At 57.4% G+C, this 21,988-nt stretch carries 21 protein-coding genes, 1 tRNA gene and 1 pseudogene; 13 read left to right on the top strand and 10 right to left on the bottom strand.

Going from position 1 to position 21,988, the window contains the following annotated elements:
* Positions 1 to 5: 5 nt before the first annotated feature.
* The 4 genes from B9Z47_RS04675 to lptF are packed head-to-tail and all read right to left on the bottom strand — an operon-like array spanning position 6 to position 3,598.
* Positions 6 to 947, bottom strand: a complete 942-nt coding sequence (locus B9Z47_RS04675; protein WP_108330117.1) for a CysB family HTH-type transcriptional regulator — start codon at positions 945 to 947, stop codon at positions 6 to 8.
* Between the two features lie 46 nt (positions 948 to 993).
* A complete protein-coding gene (locus tag B9Z47_RS04670) occupies positions 994 to 1,389 on the bottom strand; it encodes a sirohydrochlorin chelatase (RefSeq protein ID WP_108330116.1) in 396 nt (131 codons plus the stop codon).
* Positions 1,386 to 2,492: an LPS export ABC transporter permease LptG gene (lptG, locus tag B9Z47_RS04665; protein ID WP_108330115.1), complete on the bottom strand. Its 1,107-nt coding sequence runs from the start codon at positions 2,490 to 2,492 to the stop codon at positions 1,386 to 1,388. The genes B9Z47_RS04670 and lptG overlap by 4 nt, the downstream gene beginning before the upstream one ends.
* Entirely contained in the window at positions 2,489 to 3,598 is a 1,110-nt protein-coding gene (gene lptF, locus B9Z47_RS04660; protein WP_108330114.1) for an LPS export ABC transporter permease LptF, read from the bottom strand. Before lptF ends, lptG begins: the two co-directional genes overlap by 4 nt.
* Positions 3,599 to 3,621: 23 nt before the next feature.
* On the opposite strand from lptF, the gene B9Z47_RS04655 reads away from it, so the two are divergent.
* From B9Z47_RS04655 to B9Z47_RS04640, 4 genes are all read left to right on the top strand, one after another.
* Entirely contained in the window at positions 3,622 to 5,151 is a 1,530-nt protein-coding gene (locus B9Z47_RS04655; RefSeq protein ID WP_108330113.1) for a leucyl aminopeptidase, read from the top strand.
* Between the two features lie 37 nt (positions 5,152 to 5,188).
* On the top strand, positions 5,189 to 5,623 hold the full coding sequence (locus tag B9Z47_RS04650; RefSeq protein WP_108330702.1) for a DNA polymerase III subunit chi: 435 nt from the start codon (positions 5,189 to 5,191) through the stop codon (positions 5,621 to 5,623).
* Positions 5,620 to 5,889 carry a hypothetical protein gene (locus tag B9Z47_RS04645; RefSeq protein WP_108330112.1) on the top strand — a complete coding sequence of 90 codons (270 nt, stop codon included), beginning with the start codon at positions 5,620 to 5,622 and terminating at the stop codon, positions 5,887 to 5,889. Before B9Z47_RS04650 ends, B9Z47_RS04645 begins: the two co-directional genes overlap by 4 nt.
* 113 nt (positions 5,890 to 6,002) lie before the next feature.
* Complete coding sequence (locus B9Z47_RS04640; RefSeq protein ID WP_108330111.1) at positions 6,003 to 7,169, top strand: branched-chain amino acid ABC transporter substrate-binding protein; 1,167 nt, start codon at positions 6,003 to 6,005, stop codon at positions 7,167 to 7,169.
* 731 nt (positions 7,170 to 7,900) lie between these two features.
* Here the strand turns inward: B9Z47_RS04640 and B9Z47_RS04630 are convergent.
* The 4 genes from B9Z47_RS04630 to B9Z47_RS04615 are packed head-to-tail and all read right to left on the bottom strand — an operon-like array spanning position 7,901 to position 11,150.
* Positions 7,901 to 8,563, bottom strand: coding sequence for an RraA family protein (locus B9Z47_RS04630; RefSeq protein WP_108330109.1), 663 nt, complete (start codon positions 8,561 to 8,563; stop codon positions 7,901 to 7,903).
* Positions 8,551 to 9,390: a carbon-nitrogen hydrolase family protein gene (locus B9Z47_RS04625; protein ID WP_108330108.1), complete on the bottom strand. Its 840-nt coding sequence runs from the start codon at positions 9,388 to 9,390 to the stop codon at positions 8,551 to 8,553. The genes B9Z47_RS04630 and B9Z47_RS04625 overlap by 13 nt, the downstream gene beginning before the upstream one ends.
* 27 nt (positions 9,391 to 9,417) lie before the next feature.
* On the bottom strand, positions 9,418 to 10,149 hold the full coding sequence (locus B9Z47_RS04620; RefSeq protein ID WP_108330107.1) for an HpcH/HpaI aldolase/citrate lyase family protein: 732 nt from the start codon (positions 10,147 to 10,149) through the stop codon (positions 9,418 to 9,420).
* A gap of 23 nt (positions 10,150 to 10,172) precedes the next feature.
* Entirely contained in the window at positions 10,173 to 11,150 is a 978-nt protein-coding gene (locus B9Z47_RS04615; protein ID WP_158271616.1) for a tripartite tricarboxylate transporter substrate binding protein, read from the bottom strand.
* A gap of 151 nt (positions 11,151 to 11,301) precedes the next feature.
* Between B9Z47_RS04615 and B9Z47_RS04610 the strand changes: the two genes are divergently transcribed.
* Positions 11,302 to 12,225: a LysR family transcriptional regulator gene (locus B9Z47_RS04610; RefSeq protein WP_108330105.1), complete on the top strand. Its 924-nt coding sequence runs from the start codon at positions 11,302 to 11,304 to the stop codon at positions 12,223 to 12,225.
* Between the two features lie 179 nt (positions 12,226 to 12,404).
* Here B9Z47_RS04610 and B9Z47_RS04605 read toward each other — a convergent pair.
* A tRNA-Ser gene (locus tag B9Z47_RS04605) sits at positions 12,405 to 12,495 on the bottom strand.
* Positions 12,496 to 12,683: 188 nt separating this feature from the next.
* Here B9Z47_RS04605 and B9Z47_RS04600 point away from each other — a divergent pair.
* The gene (locus B9Z47_RS04600) at positions 12,684 to 14,957 is read left to right on the top strand and encodes an arginine/lysine/ornithine decarboxylase (RefSeq protein ID WP_108330104.1); all 2,274 of its coding nucleotides are present in this window, start codon (positions 12,684 to 12,686) and stop codon (positions 14,955 to 14,957) included.
* A gap of 442 nt (positions 14,958 to 15,399) precedes the next feature.
* Here B9Z47_RS04600 and fabI read toward each other — a convergent pair whose 3' ends face one another.
* Positions 15,400 to 16,215 (bottom strand): enoyl-ACP reductase FabI, encoded by an 816-nt coding sequence (gene fabI, locus B9Z47_RS04595; RefSeq protein ID WP_108330103.1) that lies wholly within the window; start codon positions 16,213 to 16,215, stop codon positions 15,400 to 15,402.
* A 76-nt stretch (positions 16,216 to 16,291) separates the two neighbouring features.
* Between fabI and B9Z47_RS04590 the strand changes: the two genes are divergently transcribed.
* The 7 genes and pseudogenes from B9Z47_RS04590 to B9Z47_RS18650 all read left to right on the top strand — a co-directional run bounded on the left by B9Z47_RS04590 (position 16,292) and on the right by B9Z47_RS18650 (position 21,787).
* Positions 16,292 to 17,416 carry an extracellular solute-binding protein gene (locus B9Z47_RS04590; RefSeq protein WP_369911708.1) on the top strand — a complete coding sequence of 375 codons (1,125 nt, stop codon included), beginning with the start codon at positions 16,292 to 16,294 and terminating at the stop codon, positions 17,414 to 17,416.
* A 227-nt stretch (positions 17,417 to 17,643) separates the two neighbouring features.
* A complete protein-coding gene (locus B9Z47_RS04585; protein ID WP_108330102.1) occupies positions 17,644 to 18,873 on the top strand; it encodes an IS110 family transposase in 1,230 nt (409 codons plus the stop codon).
* Between the two features lie 116 nt (positions 18,874 to 18,989).
* Positions 18,990 to 19,238 carry a type II toxin-antitoxin system Phd/YefM family antitoxin gene (locus B9Z47_RS04580; RefSeq protein WP_108330101.1) on the top strand — a complete coding sequence of 83 codons (249 nt, stop codon included), beginning with the start codon at positions 18,990 to 18,992 and terminating at the stop codon, positions 19,236 to 19,238.
* A complete protein-coding gene (locus tag B9Z47_RS04575; RefSeq protein WP_108330100.1) occupies positions 19,228 to 19,509 on the top strand; it encodes a type II toxin-antitoxin system RelE/ParE family toxin in 282 nt (93 codons plus the stop codon). Before B9Z47_RS04580 ends, B9Z47_RS04575 begins: the two co-directional genes overlap by 11 nt.
* An 87-nt stretch (positions 19,510 to 19,596) precedes the next feature.
* Positions 19,597 to 21,045 (top strand): argininosuccinate lyase, encoded by a 1,449-nt coding sequence (argH, locus tag B9Z47_RS04570; protein ID WP_108330099.1) that lies wholly within the window; start codon positions 19,597 to 19,599, stop codon positions 21,043 to 21,045.
* Between the two features lie 170 nt (positions 21,046 to 21,215).
* Positions 21,216 to 21,617: pseudogene (locus B9Z47_RS18840) on the top strand (zeta toxin family protein); the annotation flags it as partial.
* A complete protein-coding gene (locus tag B9Z47_RS18650; RefSeq protein ID WP_199226262.1) occupies positions 21,614 to 21,787 on the top strand; it encodes a hypothetical protein in 174 nt (57 codons plus the stop codon). The pseudogene B9Z47_RS18840 and the gene B9Z47_RS18650, both read left to right, overlap by 4 nt.
* The last annotated feature ends 201 nt before the right edge of the window (positions 21,788 to 21,988 follow it).

The following is a 21,988-nucleotide window of genomic DNA, read 5'->3' as shown; positions in this document are numbered from 1 at the left end:
GGGGCTCAGAGTTCGTAATCGTTCACATGGCCGCTCATGGCCTTGGCCACCAAGGGGGCGGTGAGTCGGTCGCTGAGCAGTTCGGCAAACTGGTAGACAAACTGGCGCAAATAAGCGCCACGCTTGAAGGCGACACGGGCGACGTTCATTCCGAGCAGCCCACCCAGGGGGCGTACCGCCAGGTCTTTCACCGGGTCGTCTTTGACCGCCATTTCGGCCACGATGCCGATGCCCAGACCCAAGCGCACATAAGTTTTGATGACATCGGAGTCAATGGCTTCCAGGGCGATGCGCGGGATGATTTTTTTGGCTGCAAAAGCATGGTCAATCCGACTGCGTCCTGTGAAAGACGGGTGGTAGGTGATGATCGGCTCGCTGGCAATGTCCTCCAGTGACAGGTGCTCTTTGTGGGCCATCGGGTGCGCGAGCGGCAGCACCAACACGTGCTGCCATTCGTAGCAGGGCAGGGTGACCAAGTCTTCGTAGGCGGAAAGTGATTCGGTGGCAATGCCGATTTCGGCCGTGTCATCCAGCAGCATTTTGGCCACTTGATCCGGTGCGCCTTGGTGCAGGCTGATGTTGACTTTGGGGTATTTCTCGCGCAATTTGGCCACCGGCATCGGGAGCACATAACGGGCTTGGGTGTGGGTGGTGGCAATCGACAGGGTGCCGCTGTCCTGCGCACTGTATTGCTCGCCAATTTTTTTGAGGTTGCCCACTTCGCGCAAGATCAGCTCGATGCTCCGCAGCACATGCTGTCCCGGTTCGGTGATTCGCTTGAGGCGTTTGCCATGGCGTGCAAAGATTTCGATACCGAGTTCTTCTTCCAACTCGATGATGGCTTTGGACACCCCCGGTTGTGAGGTGTGCAGAACCTTGGCGGTTTCGGTCAGGTTCAGATTGCGCCGGGCGGCTTCTTGGACAAATCGAAATTGATGAAGGTTCATATGCTTGTTGTCATATTGACGTCAAGCATTATGCTTTATGTGTCTATCAAATTTGTCCTGAGGCGATCTCGGCCATGAGTGCCGTCATGGCAGGGTGCTCACCCACAGAGGGTAAAAGTTCGAACTGCATTTGGGGGTAAGCCTTGACCAAGCCCTTGACCAATTCGGGCAAGTCTTCGCGGGCGTGCCGACCCACCCCCAAGAACATGGGCACGATGCGCAAATGGGTCATCCCGTGCTTCATCATGTGCTCGACCGTGCTGGGCAAGTCGGGCAGGGTCAACTCCAGAAACGCGACATCCACAGTGATCTCGGGCCACTGATCGCGCATGCGCTTGGCCACGGCATCAATGGGCAGACGCCAAAGCGGGTCGCGCGATCCATGCGCAAACAAAATGACGCCCGTGGACGCCTGACTGGATGGGGAAAAAGAAGAAGTCATCGCCGTAGAACCATCCACCAAAATGCCGCCAAGGAAATGGCGCTGTAAATCAAGGCCGGCGCTGCAGAGGTCAAAAGCGGTTGCCAGTTCTGCAAGTTGCCCACGAAGCTGAACACATTGTTCAGCAGGGAAAAGCTGATCCCGGCCAGTACGCCGCCAAATACATGCCCAGCAATTTGACCCGAGCGAAAGTGCAAGTAGGCAAACGGCAAGGCCAGCACCAGCATGACCAGGCAGCTCAGCGGGTAAAAAATTTTGCGCCAGAACTCGATTTCGTAGCGTTGGGCATTTTGGTTGTTCACCGACAGGTGCCGCATGTAGCGGAACAATTCCCAAGTGCCCATGCGATCGGGGCTGAGCAGCGCCGCTGCAACCATGTCCGCACTGATCTCGGTCGGCCAGTTTTTCTGGGTCAGCTGTACCGATTTGAAGCGCATTTTGTCCGCCGATGCGGGTTCGGTGATGGATTTTTCTTCCACCCCGCCGAGTAACCACCGTCCTGACTGGATGTGTGCCTGACGGGCGGTGGTGATGGCCAGCAGTTGGCCCTTGTCGTTGAACTCGTGAATGCGCACTTCTTGCATCAGTGCGATGCCATCAAAGCGGCGCACATTCACAGCGTACTGTTTCTGATCTTGTTTTTCCCGCAGCCAGGCCCCGGTTTGTCCTACGGTCAACTGTCCCTGAAAGGGGGCTTTGATTTGGTGCGCTTGCCGCTCCGCCCACGGTGCAGCGTAATCCCCGAAAAAGAAGGTCAGCGCAGAAAAAATCAGTCCCAGCTTCAACAGAGCGCTCAAAGCCATGGCAGGCTCCAGCCCGCCTGTGCGCAAGATGGTGAACTCAGAGCTTTGTGCCAGCCGAGCCATGACAAAAATGCTGCCAATCAGCACAGAGATCGGCAGCAGTTCGTAAACATGATCCGGTGTTTTCAGCGCAATGTACAAAAGGGCATGTTGCAACTGGTAGCCCTGACTGCCGTAACGCGAGAGCACTTGCAATTCATCGACCATGTCGAAAAAGAGGAACAGGGCCAGGAAACCCAGACTCACAAACAGCACGGCCCGGATGATTTCACCGTAAAGCAGACGACGCACCGTTTTCATGTGCTGCTCCTTGGTGCCCTGCCGTTCACAGGCATCAGTGTTCGCCAACTCCAGTTCATGTGACGAATCGTCAGCCACAACACGGCCAGCAAAAACACCCCCCCGTGCAGCATCAGCATGAAGGCCCCAGCCCCCACGCGGCCTGTGCTGATCCAGTTTTGTCCCACGGTCAGCAAGTTGTAATAGGCCACAAAAACAAACAGGGCCAAACTGAGGTGGTAACTGCGACCCACCCTGGGGTTGACCGCCGACAGGGCCAATGCCAGCAGGACCATGTTGATGGCCGTGAACAACAAGCCCGTGCGCCATGCCAATTCGGCTTGGTTGGCGGCTGTGGGCTGCTGGATCAATTGCCAAGTGGCGCTTTGGCGGCTGTTCACGGCTGCACCGGGCAAGGCGTTGTCGGTGTCAATCAGCAACTGGTAACGCTCAAATTGCGTCAGGCGGGTTTCGCCCGTATCCAGCTGCGTCAGCCACTGCTGACCGTTTTCCAGGTACAAAAATCGGTCGGTGCCTACAAATTCCACCCGGCCCTGGGATGCCGTTGTGACACTTTCGAGTCGGCCATCCCGGCTGGAGACAAAGACATTGGTACCCCAGCGTTGTCCCGGACTGTCTTTGTCAATGAAAAAGACCCGGTTTCCGCCGGCGGACTCCTGGAATTGCCCAGGTGCGATGCGTTCAACGTCGTTGCGTTTTTCATACCTCTGTTTCAGGTCCTGGATTTGTTGGTGGCTCCAGGGCAAGACAAACAGCGACAGCAAAGCGATGACCAGCAAGATGGGCCATGCAAAACGCAACAGTGGTTGCACGAAATTGGCCAGTCCCTGGCCACTGGCAAACCAGATCACCATCTCGCTTTCACCGTACATTCTGGACAAGGTGGCGACGCAAGCGATGAAAAGGCTCAAGGTGGCGATGGTGGTCATTTGCCCCAGAACGCTCAAGCCCATGACCAGCATCACCTCCGAGGGGTTGACGCTGCCCCGACTCGCTTGACCCAAAGTGCGTATCAGGATAATGGTCATCACAATGGTCACCAAAATCACCAGCGTGGCGCCAAAATTGCGCGCAAGGTCTTTGCGTAGAGATGAATGGAATAACATTGGCAAAAAGGAAAAGCTGAATTATGAACTTCGAAATCCAAAAGCGTTCCCTCTCGCGTGTGATTCAAGATGATTTTGATGCCTTGATCATTTTGTGGCCTGGCGCACTCGTGCCGGACGCCTCCGCCCAGGACCCGGTCTCTCGCATGGTCGCCATGGCCGTCCAAAATGGCGACTTTGAACTCAAGGCAGGCGCTGTGTTGAGTTTGTATGGTCAGCCAGGTGTTCAAGTGCGTCATCTGGTGGTGGCGTGTACAGCCGAGAACAAGGCTGTGCAGATCCGCAGTGCGATGCAGGGGGCTTGGGCCGCCATGAAGGCCGCCAAAATCAAACGCATCGGGCTTCACGTCCCAGCTGACACGATGCCCCAAGTTTTGCAGTGGGCCTTGGTTGGTCTGTGCGAGGCCAGCTACAGCTACACCACGACCGTGAGCCAACCTGCCGTGCGTTCGTTCAAGCAGGTGGTGGTCAGTGTCGACAAGCTACAGGCCAGCCAGACGTCGGCAGTGGCACATACCCAAGCGCTGGTCGCCGGCATGGAAGTGGCCAAGGAGTGGGCCAACCGCCCGGCCAACCATTCAACCCCCACCCAATTGGCCCAGGTTGCCAAGACCATCGCCAGTGGCCGTGCTTTCAAGTGTGAAGTACTCGGGCCTAAAGAAGTGGCCAAACTGGGCATGGGCTCGTTCATGGCGGTGGCACGCGGCTCGGCCGAGCCCTTGCGTTTCATTGTCATGCGCTACAACGGGGCCGCGGCCAGCCAAGCCCCTGTGGTGTTGATTGGCAAAGGCATCACTTTTGATACCGGTGGTATCTCCATGAAGCCCGCAGCTGAAATGGACGAGATGAAGTTTGACATGAGCGGCGCCGCCAGTGTGCTGGGTGTCTTCAAAGCACTGGCCCAACTGCAGCCCGCCATCAATGTCGTGGGGCTGATTCCTGCCACGGAAAACATGCCCGATGGCTTGTCTGTCAAACCAGGCGATGTGGTCACGAGCATGAGTGGCCAAACCATTGAAATCCTCAACACCGATGCAGAGGGCCGCTTGGTCTTGTGCGACGCCCTGACTTATGCCGAGCGCTTCAAGCCTCAAGCCGTGATTGACATTGCCACCTTGACGGGGGCCTGTGTGATCGCTCTGGGTGCGGTACGTACCGGCTTGTTCTCCAGTGATGATGCATTGGCCCATCAGTTGTTTGAGGCGGGTGAAACAGCGGGTGACCCTTGCTGGCGCATGCCCTTGGATGAAGACTATGCCGAGGCCTTGAAGTCGCGCTTTGCCGACGTCGCCAATGTGGGTGGTCGTGCGGCAGGCTCCGTCACAGCCGCCAAATTCTTGCAACGTTTTGCCAAACGTTTCGCTTGGGCCCACCTGGACATCGCGGGCACGGCTTGGCGCAGCGGCGCAGCCAAAGGTGCAACGGGCCGTCCTGTCGCCTTGTTGCTGCAGTATTTGTTGGCCCAGGCCGGGCAAGCTCAACCCGTCACGAAGTCTGCTAAAAAATCGGTGGGCAAGCCCCAGGGGCGTGCCGCACCGCGCAAGGTGCTTTGAGCGCGCAGGCGAACAAGCGCTGGCAGCCCCGATCTTGATGACACGCATCGAATTTCATTTCAACACCCCTGAGCGCTTGCAACACACTTGCCGTTTGTTGCGCAAGGCCCATGCTCAAGGGTTTCGCATCGCCGTGATGGGCGCGCCTGCAACGCTCAGGCAACTTGATGCATCACTGTGGAGCTTTCAAGATGTGGCATTTTTGCCGCATTGCTCCGAACTGGACACACAGGACGTTCAACAAGCATCTGCCATTTGTCTGGGCACCGATCCCCATGTCTGGGGCATTCAGGACGTCTTGGTGAACCTGGGAGACGACGTGCCGGCTGGATTTGACCGCTTTGAGCGCTTGATCGAGGTGGTGTCCAGCGATGAACATGGTCGAATGCAGGCCCGCCAGCGCTGGAAACATTACAAAATGCTGGGTTATGAACTCCTTCAGCACGACCTGTCCAAAGCGAGCGCGCCATGACCCCCAATGATCCGCATGTCCCGCCCAACCCTGTTTTGCCAGAACAGATTCCCATCTTGAGCGGCAAGATGGTCATGATCGACGTCCCTGAGGTCGTCAGGATTGCATTGGATGCCAGGGCCGCAGAAAAGAAAGCCTTACTGGCCTTGAGCGGGGAGTTGGTGCAAAACCTGCGCCCTGAAATTGAACGCTTGACAGCCGAGTTGGTGGAGCGAACTTTGCAGGGCGTTTGGGAGAAAAGGGCCAAAATGTACCAAGACCATTGAATTTGCCCTTGCATAGAGCGTTGGATTTTGGTTTTCCCTGAGTGAGGTGGAGGCTTTTTTGCAGTATCTTTACGGCTTGCTTGATTGAAGCAAATTTATTCTTCGGAGTTCCTATGAAATTTTCTGGTACACGCTCTTTGACCGTGGTGGCTGTTGCTGTAGCAGCCGTCGTATTGGCAGCATGCGGCAAAAAAGAAGCCGTATCTGACGCCTTGGTCGTCAAAATCGGCCACGTTGGTCCTGTCAGTGGTGCCATTGCTCACTTGGGCAAAGACAACGAGAACGGTGCCCGCATGGCCATTGAAGAGCTCAATGCTGCTGGCTTGAAAATCGGGGACAAGGCTGTCAAATTTGAATTGCTGGCCGAAGACGATGCTGCCGATCCTAAGCAAGGCACTGCTGCCGCCCAGAAACTGGTCGATGCCAAAGTCAATGGCGTGATCGGCCACCTGAACTCCGGCACCACCATCCCTGCTTCGCAGATTTACAACACAGCAGGCATTCCCCAGATTTCTCCATCGGCCACCAACCCCAAGTACACCCGTCAGGGCTACGCAGGTGCCTTCCGCGTGGTGGCTGATGACGTCCATTTGGGCGGTACCCTCGGCAAATATGCCGTTGAAACCCTCAAAGGCAAAAACATCGCCGTGATCGATGACCGCACCGCTTACGGCCAGGGCGTGGCTGAAGAGTTCAAGAAGGGCGCTACCGCTGCCGGCGGCACCATCGTGGGCCATGAGTTCACCACGGACAAAGCCTCTGATTTCAACGCTATCCTGACCACCCTGAAGGCCAAGAAGCCTGACGTCGTGTTCTTCGGCGGCATGGACGCTGTGGCCGGCCCGATGCTGCGCCAGATGAAGTCTTTGGGCATCAATGCCAAGTTCATGGGTGGCGACGGCATTTGCACAGCCGAGTTGGCCAAGTTGGCGGGCGACGCGATGAAGGACGAAGCCGTGGTTTGCGCTGAAGCCGGCGGTGTGGAAGGTGAACAGAAAGTCGGCATGGACAAATTCCGTACAGACTTCAAGGCCAAGTTCAATGCCGATGTGCAGGTCTACGCGCCTTACGTTTACGACGCTGTCAAGGTCATGGCCACGGCCATGGTCAATGCAGGTTCTGCCGATCCAGCCAAGTACTTGCCTGCACTCAAGAGCATCACTTACAAAGGTGTGACCGGTGACATCGCTTTCGACGAAAAGGGCGACATCAAGAACGGCGCTTTGACCATGTACACCTACAAAGGTGGTGAGCGTTCGCAAATCGCTGTGGTTCGCTGATTTGACGGCCCCCTTTCTCGGGGGCTTTGTTTGAAGACTGAAACGCCCGATGGTTTCCATCGGGCGTTTTCACATGGGTGCGCCCAGCATGGGCGCACACCTGCGGGTGCAAGTCCCGCTGCGAGCTGGTCACAGTGAGCAAAGCGAAGCGCAACTGCGTGAGGGTGACCGAGCGTGGGAAGGAAGCGTGGAGCGTAAATCGTGAGCCGATGAACAAGAACCGTATAGAAGGCGTTGCCAAACAGGGCGAGTGGGCAACGTGTCACTTTTCACCATATTGAGTCCAATCCGTTTTCGGCATTTAGGAGCCACCCCGTTTTCGGCATATACGAGCCAGTGCGTTTTCGTCACTTGCAGGCCAACTGATTTTCAGCATATAGGAGCCAGCTGCCGGCGCTCAACAGCCAACTCGAACCCGGCCCATCGTCGTTACCTTCTGAACCTTTTGTTCAGGAGCGACTGATGGGCCGCAGAAAGATCGAGATGTATGAATTCCGAAACGTCCTTATTCGCCTGCGCGCAGGCGACCGTGACCGCGAGTTCTTCATAGCAGTCAAGGGGGTGTCCGTTGCACCGGCCCATTCAGACTGAAACCGACCACCCTCTCTCACGGATTCATACTGCAGGTCGAAGTTCGGCCAGCGCACTGCATCAGTTTGCATATGACGTCGTGCAACTTGTCGACATTTTCCATTTGACGGGAGGTGAGGACAGCATGCACACAGGGACTATCAAGATGGCGCTGACTTCACTTTTGCGCTGGCACCCGTGAGGTCCCCCAGCTTTGCGCCATTGCGAACAGCTTCTTCCCTGGTTACGGCCAAACCTTGGCGCCGCAGGGCCTCTTGGGCGATGGAAAAAGCCTCCTCACGACGAAGCACCAGCACACCACTTTCGTCGGCCAGTACCAGATCGCCGGGCAGTACAGGCACGCCACCACAGCTGATCGGAATGTTCAAACCACCGCCCAGGTTGTAGAGCCGGGTGGTCATGGCCGAGAGACCCCGGCACCACATTGGAAAATCCGACTGTTGGATCTCGGACAGGTCGGTGCAAGGCCCGTCCACGATACCGGCGACAGCACCAGCCGCCTTGGCTGCAACCGTAACACCTCCGCCCCAGCACGCGTGGCGTTGGTCTCCCAAGCGATCCACCACCAGCACATCGCCCGGGCGCAACAGGCCTGCGGCATGATGGAGTAAGGTCGAGTCCGCTCCGGGGATGGCCAGCGTTACTGCCGTGCCCACCACGCGCTTGCTCCCCAGGAGTGGCCTCATGCCCGGGTCCATGAAACCATACAGATGCCAGTGACCAACAGTGGCAGTTTCAACGCTCTGCATCAGGCTTACCAGTTCCGCAGACAGCGGCCGGGGCATGTCCTTTACCGTGTACATGGGATGCCTTTGATGTCGTGCATGGGAATCAAGGAGCGGGCACGGTCAATCTGTGACTTTTCCAGCCGCGCTGACACAAAGCCGACCCCGTCTGACGCCTTGGCCACCACATGCCCCCAAGGGTCACAAACCAGGGAGTGGCCATAGGTCATGCGCTTTTCCCCGTTGATCAGGTGTGTGCCGGTTTGGCCCGCCGCAAGAAAATAGGTTTGGGTTTCGATGGCACGGGCTCGGCACAAAACTTCCCAGTGGTCCTTGCCTGTCTGCAGTGTGAATGCAGAGGGCAGCACGACGATGTCCACCCGTTGCTGCATCAGTTGCTCGAAGATGGCATAGAAACGCAGGTCAAAGCAGATGGCACCGCCAACCTTGAATCCCTCGAGGTCGTATGTCATGACCGATTCGCCGGGTTTAACGGTAACCGATTCGCGGTACGCTGTGCCGTCGGGCGCGACGATATCGAACATGTGGATCTTGCGGTAACGGGCCACTTCACGCCCACTGCGGTCAAAGACCACCGAGGTGTTGTAAACCCGTTGCTCGTTGGGAATGCGTTCAACCAGAGAGCCTGCATGCAGCCAGACCTTGTGGCGCGCGGCGAATTCGGCGAGTCGCTCGTAGGCCTGACCCCCTGGGACATCCTGGGCCAGCGTGATCTTGCCCTCCTTCTCACCTGCATAAAAGTCCACATATTCGGGCAGCACCAAGAGATCGGGGTGATCTGCAAGGCAGGCGGCCTCCATCAAACGTGTGGCGTCGGCGAGGTTGGCGTTGCGATCAGGGCCGGAGTTGGTCTGGACCAGGGAGACTCGGAGTTCTTGCTTCATGATTCGGTTCAATCGATAGGGGTAGGTTTACTCAAGCCCTTCGGCCTTGAGCGTGCGCTGCAGGCCCTCAATGCCGTTGCGAATGAGTGCAAATTGTGTCGACACCACAAGCTCACTGGCACCATGGGCCAAGGCCAGGGCACGCTCGGCGGGGGTCCAGGCGGGCATGATCCAGTCCTTGCCGTTTTGCTTCGCAGCCTGAGCGCAGCGGACAATGGCAGCCTGGTCTATGGCGTCAAAACGGTAAGTTCCCCTGCCGCTTGATAAGCACAGGTCACTCGGGCCAGGAAACAAACCATCCACCACATCAAGGGCTGCAATGGCCTCCACATCGGCCAGGCTTTCAGGGGTCTCTATGAGCGGGTAGCAGCGTGTGCGACGGTCTTCGGCCGCATAAAACGAATCATCTGGTCGGCGATAACCTACCGGTCGCCCCCCGAAATAACTGCGTTTGCCGCGTGGTGGAAATTTGGCTGTGGCGCACACCTCGGCAGCTTGATGTACGTCCATGATGTGCGGGATGATCACGCCGTCGCTGCCGCAGTCCAACGCCTGTTGAATCGCTTCCGGCTGGGGACCGGCCACCTTAGCAAGCACATGCATACCCTTGGCCTTGGTGAAGGCTAAAAATTTATCCAACTCGCCCAATGGGAACAGTCCGTGCTCAATATCGATCACGAGCCGACGGATTCCACAGGTATGGGCGATTTCAACATAGGCAAACTGGGGCTCTGACATCCAGAGAGAATAGGTAGGCATGCGTGAAGTCCTCGCGTTCGGGTTCAGTTTTGAGGCAGGTTGAGCGACTCTGCCACCTTGACCAGCACCCGGCCTTCGGCCTGCAGACGAGCCGTGGTGTCAGAGGGGGTGGACAGTACTTGCGTCATGCCGACCTGTTGCAGCTTGGCTCGCACCTCCTTGTCATCGAAGCCCTTTGCCAAGATGCTGTGAAGGGCTGCAACGACTTGGGGTGGCGTGCCCTTGGCGACCGAGATGCCAAACCAGGCGACAGACTCAAAGGGAAGGCCCAGTTCGGTTGCTGTGGGTACCTGGGGCAAGGCGGACGAGCGGGCCTTGCTGGTGATGAACAGCGGTGTTATTCGGTTGGCATCGATAAATTGCTTGAGGGCCTCGACGTTCGTGATAACTGCTTCGACATGCCCCCCCAGAAGATCGGTGATGGCGGGCGTGCTTCCCTTATAAGGCACCGAGCTCAGCTCAATGCCGGCCGCTTTGTCGAACAAAACTTGCGTAAGGTGGCCGTGGCTGCCCAGGCTGGCATTGCCTACCCGTACAGCTGACGGTTTTTGTTTGGCGTACTTGATGAAGTCAGGCAGGTTTTTGGCGGGAAAATTGTTGTTGGCCACAAATACGAATGGAACATCGACCAGAACGGTCACATGCGAGAGCATCTCTTCTGGCTTGAAGTCCCTATACACCGCAGGCGCCACCGAATTTACGCCACTGGAGTTGAGCAGCAGGGTGTAGCCGTCTGGTACAGAGCGGGCTACCTGCTTTCCGCCGATGGAGCCGCCAGCGCCAGGCTTAACATCTACCATCACGGGTTGCCCAGTCTCCTTACGCAACACATCGCCGACGATGCGTGCCAGCACATCAGCTGTTCCCCCTACGGCGTAGGGGGCCAAGATGGTGAAGGGTTTGTTGGGAAAAGGCTTTTCCTGTGAGGCTGCGCCTGTAGCAATCAGCGCCGCCGTGAGGCACATCAGTCGGCGAGCCAAGCTGGTTTTCAAGGTGTTCATGAGGGTCTCTGTGCTAGTATGAAATGAATCCGAGGGCTGTGTAGACCTCGGCAAGTGAAGTGTTCTCATGCTAGTTCACGCTACAGTTGGGGTCCAAGCAAATGTTTTTATCGACCCATAAAGGTCTTTGCGGCCATCCCATCGACTCGAGATGAACATCCGCTTCCTGAAGACAGTGGTCTGGCTGGCCTACTACAAAAACTTTCGCATCACGGGTGAACGGCTTCATTTGACGCAACCCGCCATTTCCAGCCGCATTCAGCAGGTGGAGCAGGAGCTGGGTTTTCGAATCTTCGAGCGACAGGGGCGCGAGGTGAGCTTGACGCCTGCGGGCCAGATCTTCGTGACCGACGCACAGGAAATCGTTCATCAATATGATGCGATGGTCAATCGCCATCGACCGTCCCAAGCGCTGGGAGGCGTGGTCAAAATTGGGCTGGCGACCAGCATGGCGCACCTGCTGCTTCCCGGCATCATCGACCAATTGCGCGAACGGCATCCCCAAGTCCGTTTGGAGATATTGACAGCGGACACCAACGTCAAGTTGGACTTGCTGGCCAGTGACCAACTTGACATCTGTCTGATGGCCAATCATTTCGAAACCACCATGCAACTTCAAACGCAGCCCTTGTGTAGCCTGAGCATGGTCTGGGTTGCATCGCCTGCGCTGGTGTCACTGTCGTCCTACAGCTACTCGGCGGCTGAGCTGAGTATGTTGCCCATCATCTCTTATGCCCCAGGCACTTTGAATGCAGCGCGTACTCACGCCTTTTTTGGCGTTCATCAAAACAACATTCGCCAGCTGACGATCTCAAATTCCCTGGGTACATCAATTCAAATGGCCGTCAAAGGTATAGGTGCTGCCGTGTTGCCTACCGCGCTTGTCAAGTCGGAATTGGCTTTGGGACAATTGGTCGCAATAAGGACAGACCCGCAGTTCCCCGATACAGACTATGTTGCAATCTGGCCCCGTTCGTCCAACCATCCTGCAGCACAGGCCGTGGCTTCCATGGCATTGAGCGAGGCGAGGCAACTGATGCAGCAATTGAGCAGTGATCTGGTGCGCGTATCCTGATCCGTGGGGACAGCTTTGGCGCGTGGCCTGACAAAAATACCGCCAACGTTCCACGGCTAGACACGAACCGTGGCGAACATCAAAGAACGATGGAAAAGAAAAAGACCCTATAAATCAATGACTTACAGGGCCTTAATTGTGCTTCAGTGAACATCTAAGAACATCTGAAAAACTAACTTTGGCGGAGCAGGCGGGATTCGAACCCGCGGTGGGCTATTAACCCACACACGCTTTCCAGGCGTGCGACTTAAACCACTCATCCACCGCTCCGAAGCGTCGTATTGTAGCAGCGTAAAACGCCTGTTTTGACTCGGATAGTCAAATGCTGAGCATTGTCTGTTGGCGCGGCCACGTTGGTTTTTTTGTGAATTCTGCGTGACAGGCCCATGGTGGGTGGGTTTTGTCCTTAAACTTCGCGACTGTTTGTCTTTCTTTAGCCCATCCCTCTGAGCAAGCCCATGAAATTTCGCTTCCCCATCGTCATCATTGACGAAGACTACCGCTCCGAAAACACATCCGGTCTGGGCATCCGTGCGCTGGCCGATGCCATCGTGAGCGAAGGCTTTGAGGTGCTGGGCGTGACCAGTTACGGTGACCTGTCGCAGTTTGCGCAGCAGCAAAGCCGCGCCAGCGCCTTCATTTTGTCGATTGACGACGAAGAGTTCTCTCCCGGTCCCGATCTGGACCCGGCCGTCATCAACCTGCGGGCCTTCATTGACGAAGTGCGCCGCAAGAACGCCGATGTACCGATTTACATCTATGGCGAGACCAAAACATCGCGCCATTTGCCCAACGACATCCTGCGCGAGCTGCACGGTTTTATCCACATGTTTGAAGACACGCCCGAGTTTGTGGCGCGTCACATCATCCGCGAAGCCAAAAGCTATTTAGAAGGCGTGCAACCACCGTTCTTCAAGGCCTTGCTCGACTACGCCGAAGATGGCTCGTATTCGTGGCACTGCCCCGGTCACTCTGGCGGTGTGGCTTTTCTCAAGAGCCCGGTGGGCCAGATGTACCACCAGTTTTACGGCGAGAACATGCTGCGTGCCGACGTGTGCAATGCGGTGGAAGAATTGGGCCAGTTGCTGGACCACAACGGCGCCATTGGCGAGAGCGAGCGCAATGCCGCCCGCATCTTCAATGCCGACCATTGCTTCTTTGTGACCAACGGCACCAGCACCTCCAACAAGATCGTCTGGCACCACACGGTGGCCCCGGGTGACGTGGTGGTGGTGGACCGCAACTGCCACAAGTCGATCTTGCACGCGATCATCATGACCGGCGCAGTGCCCGTGTTCATGAAGCCCACGCGCAACCATTTCGGCATCATCGGCCCCATCCCCAAGAGCGAGTTTGAGCCTGCGGCCATCATGGCCAAGATCAAAGCCAACCCCTTGCTCAAGGGCGTGGACCCCAAAAAGGTCAAGCCCCGCGTGATGACACTCACGCAGTCCACCTACGACGGCGTGCTCTACAACACCGAAACCATCAAGAGCATGCTCGATGGTTATGTGGAAAACCTGCACTTTGACGAGGCCTGGCTGCCCCATGCAGCCTTCCACCCGTTTTATGGTCCGTACCACGCGATGGGCAAAAAGCGTGCACGGCCGAAAGAGTCGATGGTGTATGCCACGCAGTCCATCCACAAGCTGCTGGCCGGTATCAGCCAGGCCAGCCATGTGCTGGTGCAAGACGCGCAAAACACCAAGCTCGACCGCCCGTTGTTCAACGAGGCGTATCTGATGCACACCTCGACATCGCCGCAGTACAGCATCATTGCCAGCTGCGACGTGGCCGCGGCCATGATGGAGCCACCCGGTGGCACCGCATTGGTCGAAGAGAGCATTGCCGAAGCGCTGGATTTTCGCCGCGCCATGCGCAAGGTGGACGACGATTACGGCAAAGACTGGTGGTTCAAGGTCTGGGGCCCTGAAAAGTTTGCCGAAGAAGGCATTGGCCGAGCGGACGACTGGATCTTGCGCAACGACCCCCGCAAGAAGGCCAGCAAGTGGCATGGCTTTGGCCAACAGCTGGCCGACGGCTTCAACATGCTGGACCCCATCAAGTCCACCATCGTGACGCCTGGCCTGAACCTGGATGGCAAGTTCGACAAGACCGGCATCCCGGCGTCTATCGTCAGCAAGTTCTTGACTGAGCATGGCGTGGTGGTGGAGAAGACGGGCCTTTACAGCTTCTTCATCATGTTCACCATCGGCATCACCAAGGGCCGCTGGAACACCTTGCTCACGGCTTTGCAGCAGTTCAAGGACGAATACGCCAAGAACCAGCCGATGTGGAAAATCATGCCGGAGTTCTGCCAGAAGCACCCGCGCTACGAGCGCATGGGCCTGCGCGATCTTTGCCAGCATGTGCACGAGATGTACGCTAAGTACGACATCGCCCGCCTGACCACTGAGATGTATTTGTCGGACCTGGCACCTGCCATGCGCCCTTCAGATGCCTACGCCCACATTGCCCAGCGCAAGACTGAGCGGGTTGAAATCGACCACCTGGAAGGCCGCATCACCGTGGGCCTGGTCACGCCTTACCCACCGGGTATTCCGTTGTTGATTCCCGGCGAAGTCTTCAACAAGAAGATCGTGGACTACCTCAAGTTCGCCCGCGAGTTCAACGAAAAGTGTCCTGGCTTTGAGACCGATATCCACGGTTTGGTGGAAATCAAAGACGACGATGGCAAGAAGCGGTACTTTGCGGATTGCGTGAAGGCTTAAGGCATTTGCGGTGGGTTTTTGCCTCTTGGGTCTTTGGGGCCGAGGGGAGGGCAGGTGAGTTGGGGCCCTGTGCAGGGGCTCAGAGGCGCTTCGCTTTGCCACATCGCCCCCGCACAGGGCCCCAACTCACCTGCGGGGGAGCATTGAAAAAAGCGGCTTTTGCCGCTTTTTTCAATTCCAGGAGATGTTTGTTCTATCCCACTATCTATGGCCAGTGGCCAACCGCTGATGGTTGAAACAGTCCGTGCGTTCGAGCAGTCCTGCCACGTTCACCTGGCCTATGGCCCCAAGAACAACCACTCAGCCTGAGGTGAGGTGGGCGCTGAACCGGGCGATTTGGCGAGCGAAGCGAGTGATGAGCCCGGGCAGCGCCCGCCTTGCCTCAGGCGGTGTGTGAAAAAGCAGGGACCAGGCCTTATAAAGCGCAGTCCCTGAACAGGCATCAAGCCGCTGCCGATGGCTCCGCAATGCCACCCACCACCTGGCTGAAACCACCGTCCACATAAGTGATTTCAGCGGTCACACCGGCAGCCAAGTCGCTCAGCATGAACGCGGCCACATTGCCCACGTCCTCAATGGTCACGTTGCGGCGAATCGGCGAGGCTTCGGCCACCACCGACAAAATCTTGCCAAAGCCCTTGATGCCGCTGGCCGCCAGCGTCTTGATGGGGCCAGCCGAAATGCCGTTGGCACGCAGACCCCGGTTCTGGCTGCCCAGCGACTCGGCCAGGTAACGCACCGATGCCTCCAGACTCGCCTTGGCCAGGCCCATGGTGTTGTAGTTGGGCACCGTGCGGATCGCGCCCAGATACGTCAGGGTCAGCACGGACGCCTTGTCGTTCAGGTAAGGCAAGGCCGCTTTGGCCATGGCGGGGAAGCTGTAGGCGCTGATGTCGTGGGCGATCTTGAAGCCCTCGCGCGACAAACCGTCCAGAAAATCGCCGGCAATCGCTTCGCGCGGGGCGTAGCCGATGGCGTGCACAAAACCGTCAAACTTGGGCCAGGTGGCCGACAGGTCGGTGAAGAGCTTTTCAATCTGCTCGTCGCTGCCCACGTCGCAATCGAAAATCAGCTTGGAGTCAAAATCGGCCGCGAATTCGGTGATGCGGTCCTTGAAGCGCTCACCCACGTAGCTGAAGGCCAGCTCGGCACCTTGAGCGTGACAGGCCTTGGCGATGCCATAAGCGATCGAGCGGTTGGACAGCACGCCGGTGATCAGCAGCTTTTTGCCCGACAGAAATCCTGTTTTTGTAGTCATGTCTTCAACTCCTGGAAAATGTGGGCAGAATTGTCGCATGCGAAGACCCATGGCCTTTTTCTGGACACACTGCTGCTTGGCCTTTTGGCTCTGCATGTCGGGCTCCGCCTGGGCTGCCCACGCTTATGCACAGTTTGGCGACATCCGCTATCCGGCTGGATTCACCCATTTCTCTTATGTGAACCCGGCCGCGCCCAAAGGCGGCGAGATTGTGCTGGTGCCGCCCACCCGTCAGTCCAACTTCGACAAATACAACCCGTTCACGCTCAAGGGCAGTGCGCCCCCGGCCATGCTGGCCATGATGTTCGACACCTTGTTGGTGAGCAACATGGACGAGCCGACCACGGCTTACGGCTTGCTGGCTTCCGATGTGACGGTGGCCAACGACCGCATGTCGGTGACTTTCCAGATCCACCCGCAAGCCCGTTTCCACAATGGTGACCCGGTGTTGGCCAGTGATGTGCGCCATTCCTTTGAGCGCCTGACCAGCAAGCAGGCCGCACCCCAGTACCGCACTTATTTTGGCGAGGTCAAAGGTGCCTCGGTCCTGGGCGAACGCAGCATCCGTTTTGATTTTGTGCGGCCCAACAGCGAGTTGCCTTTGATTGTGGGCAGCTTGCCGGTGTTCAGCCAGAAATGGGGGCTGGAGGGTAAAAACTACAAGCCGTTCGATCAGATGGTCATGGACATGCCCATCGCCTCGGGGCCTTACCGCATGGGCCGGGTGCAGTTTGGCAAGGACATCACTTACGAGCGCGACCCGGCTTATTGGGCCAAAGACCTGAACGTGCGCAAAGGCTTGTTCAATTTTGACCGCATCACCTACAAGATTTATAAGGACAGCACTGCGCAGCTCGAAGCCTTCAAGGCGGGCGAGTTCGATTACATGCAGTCTTTCATCGCCCGCGAGTGGGCCCGGGCCTTCACCGGTCGTGCCTTTGAGCGCGGCGAGCTGATCAAGGCCGAGTTGCCGCATGGCAACGCGGGGGACTTTCAGGGCTTTTTGTTCAACCTGCGGCGCGACCAATTCAAGGACGTTCGGGTGCGCCAGGCCGTTGCGCTGGCCATGGATTTTGAGTGGCTGAACCGACAGCTGTTTTACAACGCCTACAGCCGCGTGCGCGGCTATTTCGTGGCCAGCGACTTTGAAGCTAACTGTCATGAATCCAGAGCGACGCCCCGAATGATGAAAGAAACTTGAGGGTGGAGGAGCCAAGGGTAGATGCCGAGAAACTTTTTTGGGGACCACAACCCCGATAGCTAACTTGGCACGCCATCACCGACTCGTACCCCGAATTGACTCCATCGGTTACCCGATGAGATCTGACGTTAAAAAGAGCTGCTGAGCACAAAGCTCAGACAAGCCCTCTCGGTGAGGTACCCCGGCTCCTCCAACGTTGAAGTTTACTCATCGAATGGAGGTTCTCGATGGACATTGGTCCTATGTACGAACGTGTCATTGGTTTGGATGTACACCAAGCAAAAATTACCGGCTGCGCCATCATTGAGCACGCTGACGGCTGCGTCACGCACGATCGGCGCGAGTTTGGCGGCTTCAAACGCGACCGCCAAGCGCTGGCCGAGTGGGTGCGTAGCCTCAACCCGCAAGTCGTGGTCATGGAGAGCACGGGCATTTACTGGAAGAGTCCGTATGCGGCGTTGGAAGCGGTCGGCATCATCGCTTGGGTGGTCAACGCCCGCCACGTCAAAATGGTTCCCGGTCGCAAGACGGATGTGGCCGATGCGCAGTGGCTGGCCTCACTGGCGCGTGCGGGGCTGCTGCGTGCGTCCTTTATCGCCAAGGCTGACTTGCGCAGCCTGCGCCACATTGCACGCCAGCGGCAAAAGCTCGGTGGGATGCTGGCGAGCGAGAAAAACCGCTTGCACAAACTCCTGGCAGATGCGGGTGTGCGCTTAGGCGTGGTGGTGTCGGACCTGCACGGGCAGTCTGCGCGTGCCATGGTCAAGGCCATCATTGCGCAAAAAAGCATCCCCGACATCCTCAACCTGGCCAGCAAGCGCCTTAAAGCGAGCCGTGAGGAGATATTTGAGGCTTTGCAGGCTGAAGAGCTGACGGCTGCGCACAGGTTTGTGCTGGCTGAAATCATGGCGCACATTGAGGAGTTGGAGCAACGCATGGCCCGCTTTGACCAGGAGTTGTTGCGATGCTTGGATGAAGCAGGATACACAGCGCCTTTGCGACTGCTGCAGACCCTGCCGGGCATTGACTTGATGGGGGCTGCGATGCTGGTGGTGGAAATTGGGGATGACATGAGCGTCTTTGGCAGCGCCCAAAAGTTAGCCTCGTGGGTGGGCATGTGCCCGGGCAACAACGAATCGGCGGGCAAGCGCCAAAGCGGCAAGATTCGCAAGGGAAACGCTTGGGTCAGGCGGTTGCTGTGCGAATTTGCACAGGCTGCAGGGCGAAGTCGCTGTGCGCTCAAGGACAAGTTCCAGGCGCTGAAGGTGCGCAAGGGGCATAAGCGCTCGATCGTGGCACTGGGGCACAAGATGCTGCGCACGATTTACGCGATGCTGAGCAAAAAGACGCATTACGTTGACAAGGCGGTGGACTACGAAGCCTTGATGGTGGCGCGAAATGCGCCACGGTGGATACAAATGTTGGTCAAACACGAATTCATAACCAGGCCAATCTGATCAGAACACGTGGCGGTCAACGGCGCTGGCCTTCGCCGAGGCCAGGCACAGGCTTGTCTGCAGTTGTTGTTCTTTCACGTTAATATGAGTACCTTTAAAAGCACTCGGATCAGTTCATGACCCATCAAATTTTGTCCGAAACGGCTGCCAGCATATCGGAGCTCAAGCGCAACCCTATGGGCACGGTGGCTGCAGGGGATGGCTTTCCGGTGGCCATCCTCAACCGTAACGAGCCTGCCTTTTATTGCGTGCCAGCCGCATGGTTCGAAAGCATGATGGCGCAGCTGGAAGACATGGAGCTCAACGCCATCGCCGACGCCCGCAAAAGGCAAAAAGTGGTGAAGGTCAAGCTTGATGAGCTTTGAGCTGGCTTTTCTGGAGGAGGCACTGGACGAATGGCAGCGGCTGGATGGTGCCATTCGGACACAACTGAAAAAGAAACTGGCTGAACGACTGCAAGCACCTCGCGTGCCCGCATCCCAACTCAGCGGCCACCCCGACCGCTACAAAATCAAACTGCGCAGCGTCGGATACCGGCTGGTCTATGAGGTACGCGACCAGCAAGTTCTGGTGCTGGTGATCGCCGTGGGCAAACGCGACCGGAACGCGGTCTACCGGGCAGCGGCGCAACGTTAATTTTTTTGAATCAACCATCGTCCTCAAAGCGCGAATCCGACGCCCACGCCAGGCCAAGGTGCCTGCGCCCGATAAAATCCCCCACCTATGACAAACCAACTCGACAAAAAATCCCAAGCCTGGTCCGCGCTCTTTTCTGAACCCATGAGCGAGTTGGTCAAGCGCTACACCGCCAGCGTGTTCTTTGACAAGCGCCTGTGGCAAGCCGACATCACCGGCAGCCTGGCCCACGCCGAGATGCTGGCCGCGCAAAACATCATCGGTGCCAGCGACCTGGCCGACATCCAGCGCGGCATGGCGCAGATCACGCAAGAAATCGAGTCCGGCGCTTTTGAATGGAAACTGGACCTGGAAGACGTGCACCTCAACATCGAAGCGCGCCTGACCCAGCTGGTGGGCGATGCGGGCAAGCGCCTGCACACCGGGCGCAGCCGCAACGACCAAGTGGCCACCGACGTGCGCCTGTGGCTGCGCAGCGAGATGGACCTGATCATCGACCTGTTGGTCGACCTGCAAAAGTCGCTGGTCGATGTGGCCGAGCAAAACGTCGAGGTCATCCTGCCCGGTTTCACCCACCTGCAAGTGGCGCAACCGGTGAGCTTTGCGCACCACCTGCTGGCCTATGTGGAAATGTTCAGCCGCGATGCCGAGCGCATGAGCGACGTGCGCCGCCGCACCAACCGCCTGCCGCTGGGCAGCGCTGCCTTGGCCGGCACCACCTACCCGCTGGATCGCGAGCGCGTGGCCCGCACGCTGGGCATGGTCGACGAAGCAGGGAACCCACAAGTCTGCCAAAACAGCCTGGACGGCGTGAGCGACCGCGACTTCGCGATTGAGTTCACTGCAGCCGCTTCTCTTTGCATGGTGCACATCAGCCGTTTCTCGGAAGAATTAATTTTGTGGATGAGCCAGAACTTCGGCTTTGTGCGCATTGCCGACCGCTTCACCACCGGCTCGTCCATCATGCCGCAGAAGAAAAACCCCGATGTGCCCGAGCTGGCACGCGGTAAAACCGGCCGCGTGGTCGGCCACCTGATGGGCCTGATCACCCTGATGAAGGGCCAGCCCCTGGCCTACAACAAAGACAACCAGGAAGACAAAGAGCCACTGTTCGACACAGTGGACACGCTCAAAGACACCCTGCGCATCTTCAGCGAAATGGTGGGCGGCCAGGTCAACCCGGCCACTGGCAAAAAAGAAGGCGGCATCACAGTGAACGCCTCCGCCATGGAAGCGGCCGTGAAGAAGGGCTACGCCACCGCCACGGACCTGGCCGACTACCTCGTCAAGAAAGGCCTGCCCTTCCGCGATGCGCACGAGGTGGTGGCCCATGCGGTCAAGACCGCGCAAGGCTTGGGCGTGGACTTGTCAGAGCTGCCACTCGAAACCCTGCAAAAGTTCGACAACCGCATCGAAGCCGATGTGTTTGGGCCGCTCAGCCTGCAAGGGTCTTTGAACGCCCGCAACACCTTGGGCGGCACAGCGCCTGCGCAGGTGCGGATTCAGATTGCGCGGCACCGCAGCCGCTTAAGCTGATGCCGACTTGCTGGATCATTGCGGGTCAGAATGGGGCTGGAAAAACAACCTTCGCGTTGGAATACCTGCCTCAAGTGGCGCATTGTTCACGCTTCGTCAATGCTGACTTGATTGCAGCCGGTTTATCGCCCCTCGCTCCTGAACGGTAATTACTCGCCGCCAGCAGGCTCTTCCTGAAAGAAATTGAAGCCAGCATTCAAATGCGAGAGGATTTTGCATTTGAAACAACTCTTGCTGGTCGTAGCTACCTGAAGCTCATTCACCGACTCAAGGCGGATGAATGGCGAGTGGAATTGATTTACCTCGCTTTACCCAGCATGGAAATGTCGAAATGGCGTGTGGCGGAACGCGTTGCACATGGAGGTCACAACATTCCATCTGAAGACATCGAACGCAGATTTGCGCGAAGTTTGACCAACTTGCTCGACCTGTTCAGCACACAAACCGATACCTGTCGTTGCTATCTCAATGCGGGGCCAGTGCCCGAACTTGTATTTGACCAAGAAGGTAAATTGCGTAACATCGTTCATCCGGAACATTACCAAGCACTCCTGCAGAAAGCCCGTCCATGATCATCACATCCACCACGCCCAGCCCACAAGCACTGACAATGCTCAAAGCACTGCAAGATGCTGTTTCCAAAAATCTGGAAAAAAAACAAAAACTCGGACAGTACGTGGTGACTTGGGAAAATGGGCATCCGGTCACCAAAGGTGCGGATGCGCCCCAAAGGCCAAGCTGAGCCTTTTTCCCTGAAAAGTTAGAGTGTTTGAGTGACCGACACCGTCGCCAAACGCTGCCCATTTCTCCCAACCCCCATCGGCATAGGGGGCCTCCCTGATGGGAGGCACCCCTGCCACACCACCCGGCATGCGGGTCCGCACCGGGCGGTTCGAGCGCTTGAGGTCAGGACAGCCTTGGCACCCCCAGCCGATCAAAGTAC

Origin of the sequence: Limnohabitans sp. 2KL-1 (assembly GCF_003063435.1) — a bacterium.
Lineage (GTDB): Bacteria > Pseudomonadota > Gammaproteobacteria > Burkholderiales > Burkholderiaceae_C > Limnohabitans_A.
The sequence above is the reverse complement of the archived record's forward strand: the minus strand, read 5'-3'. Positions and strand labels throughout refer to the sequence as shown.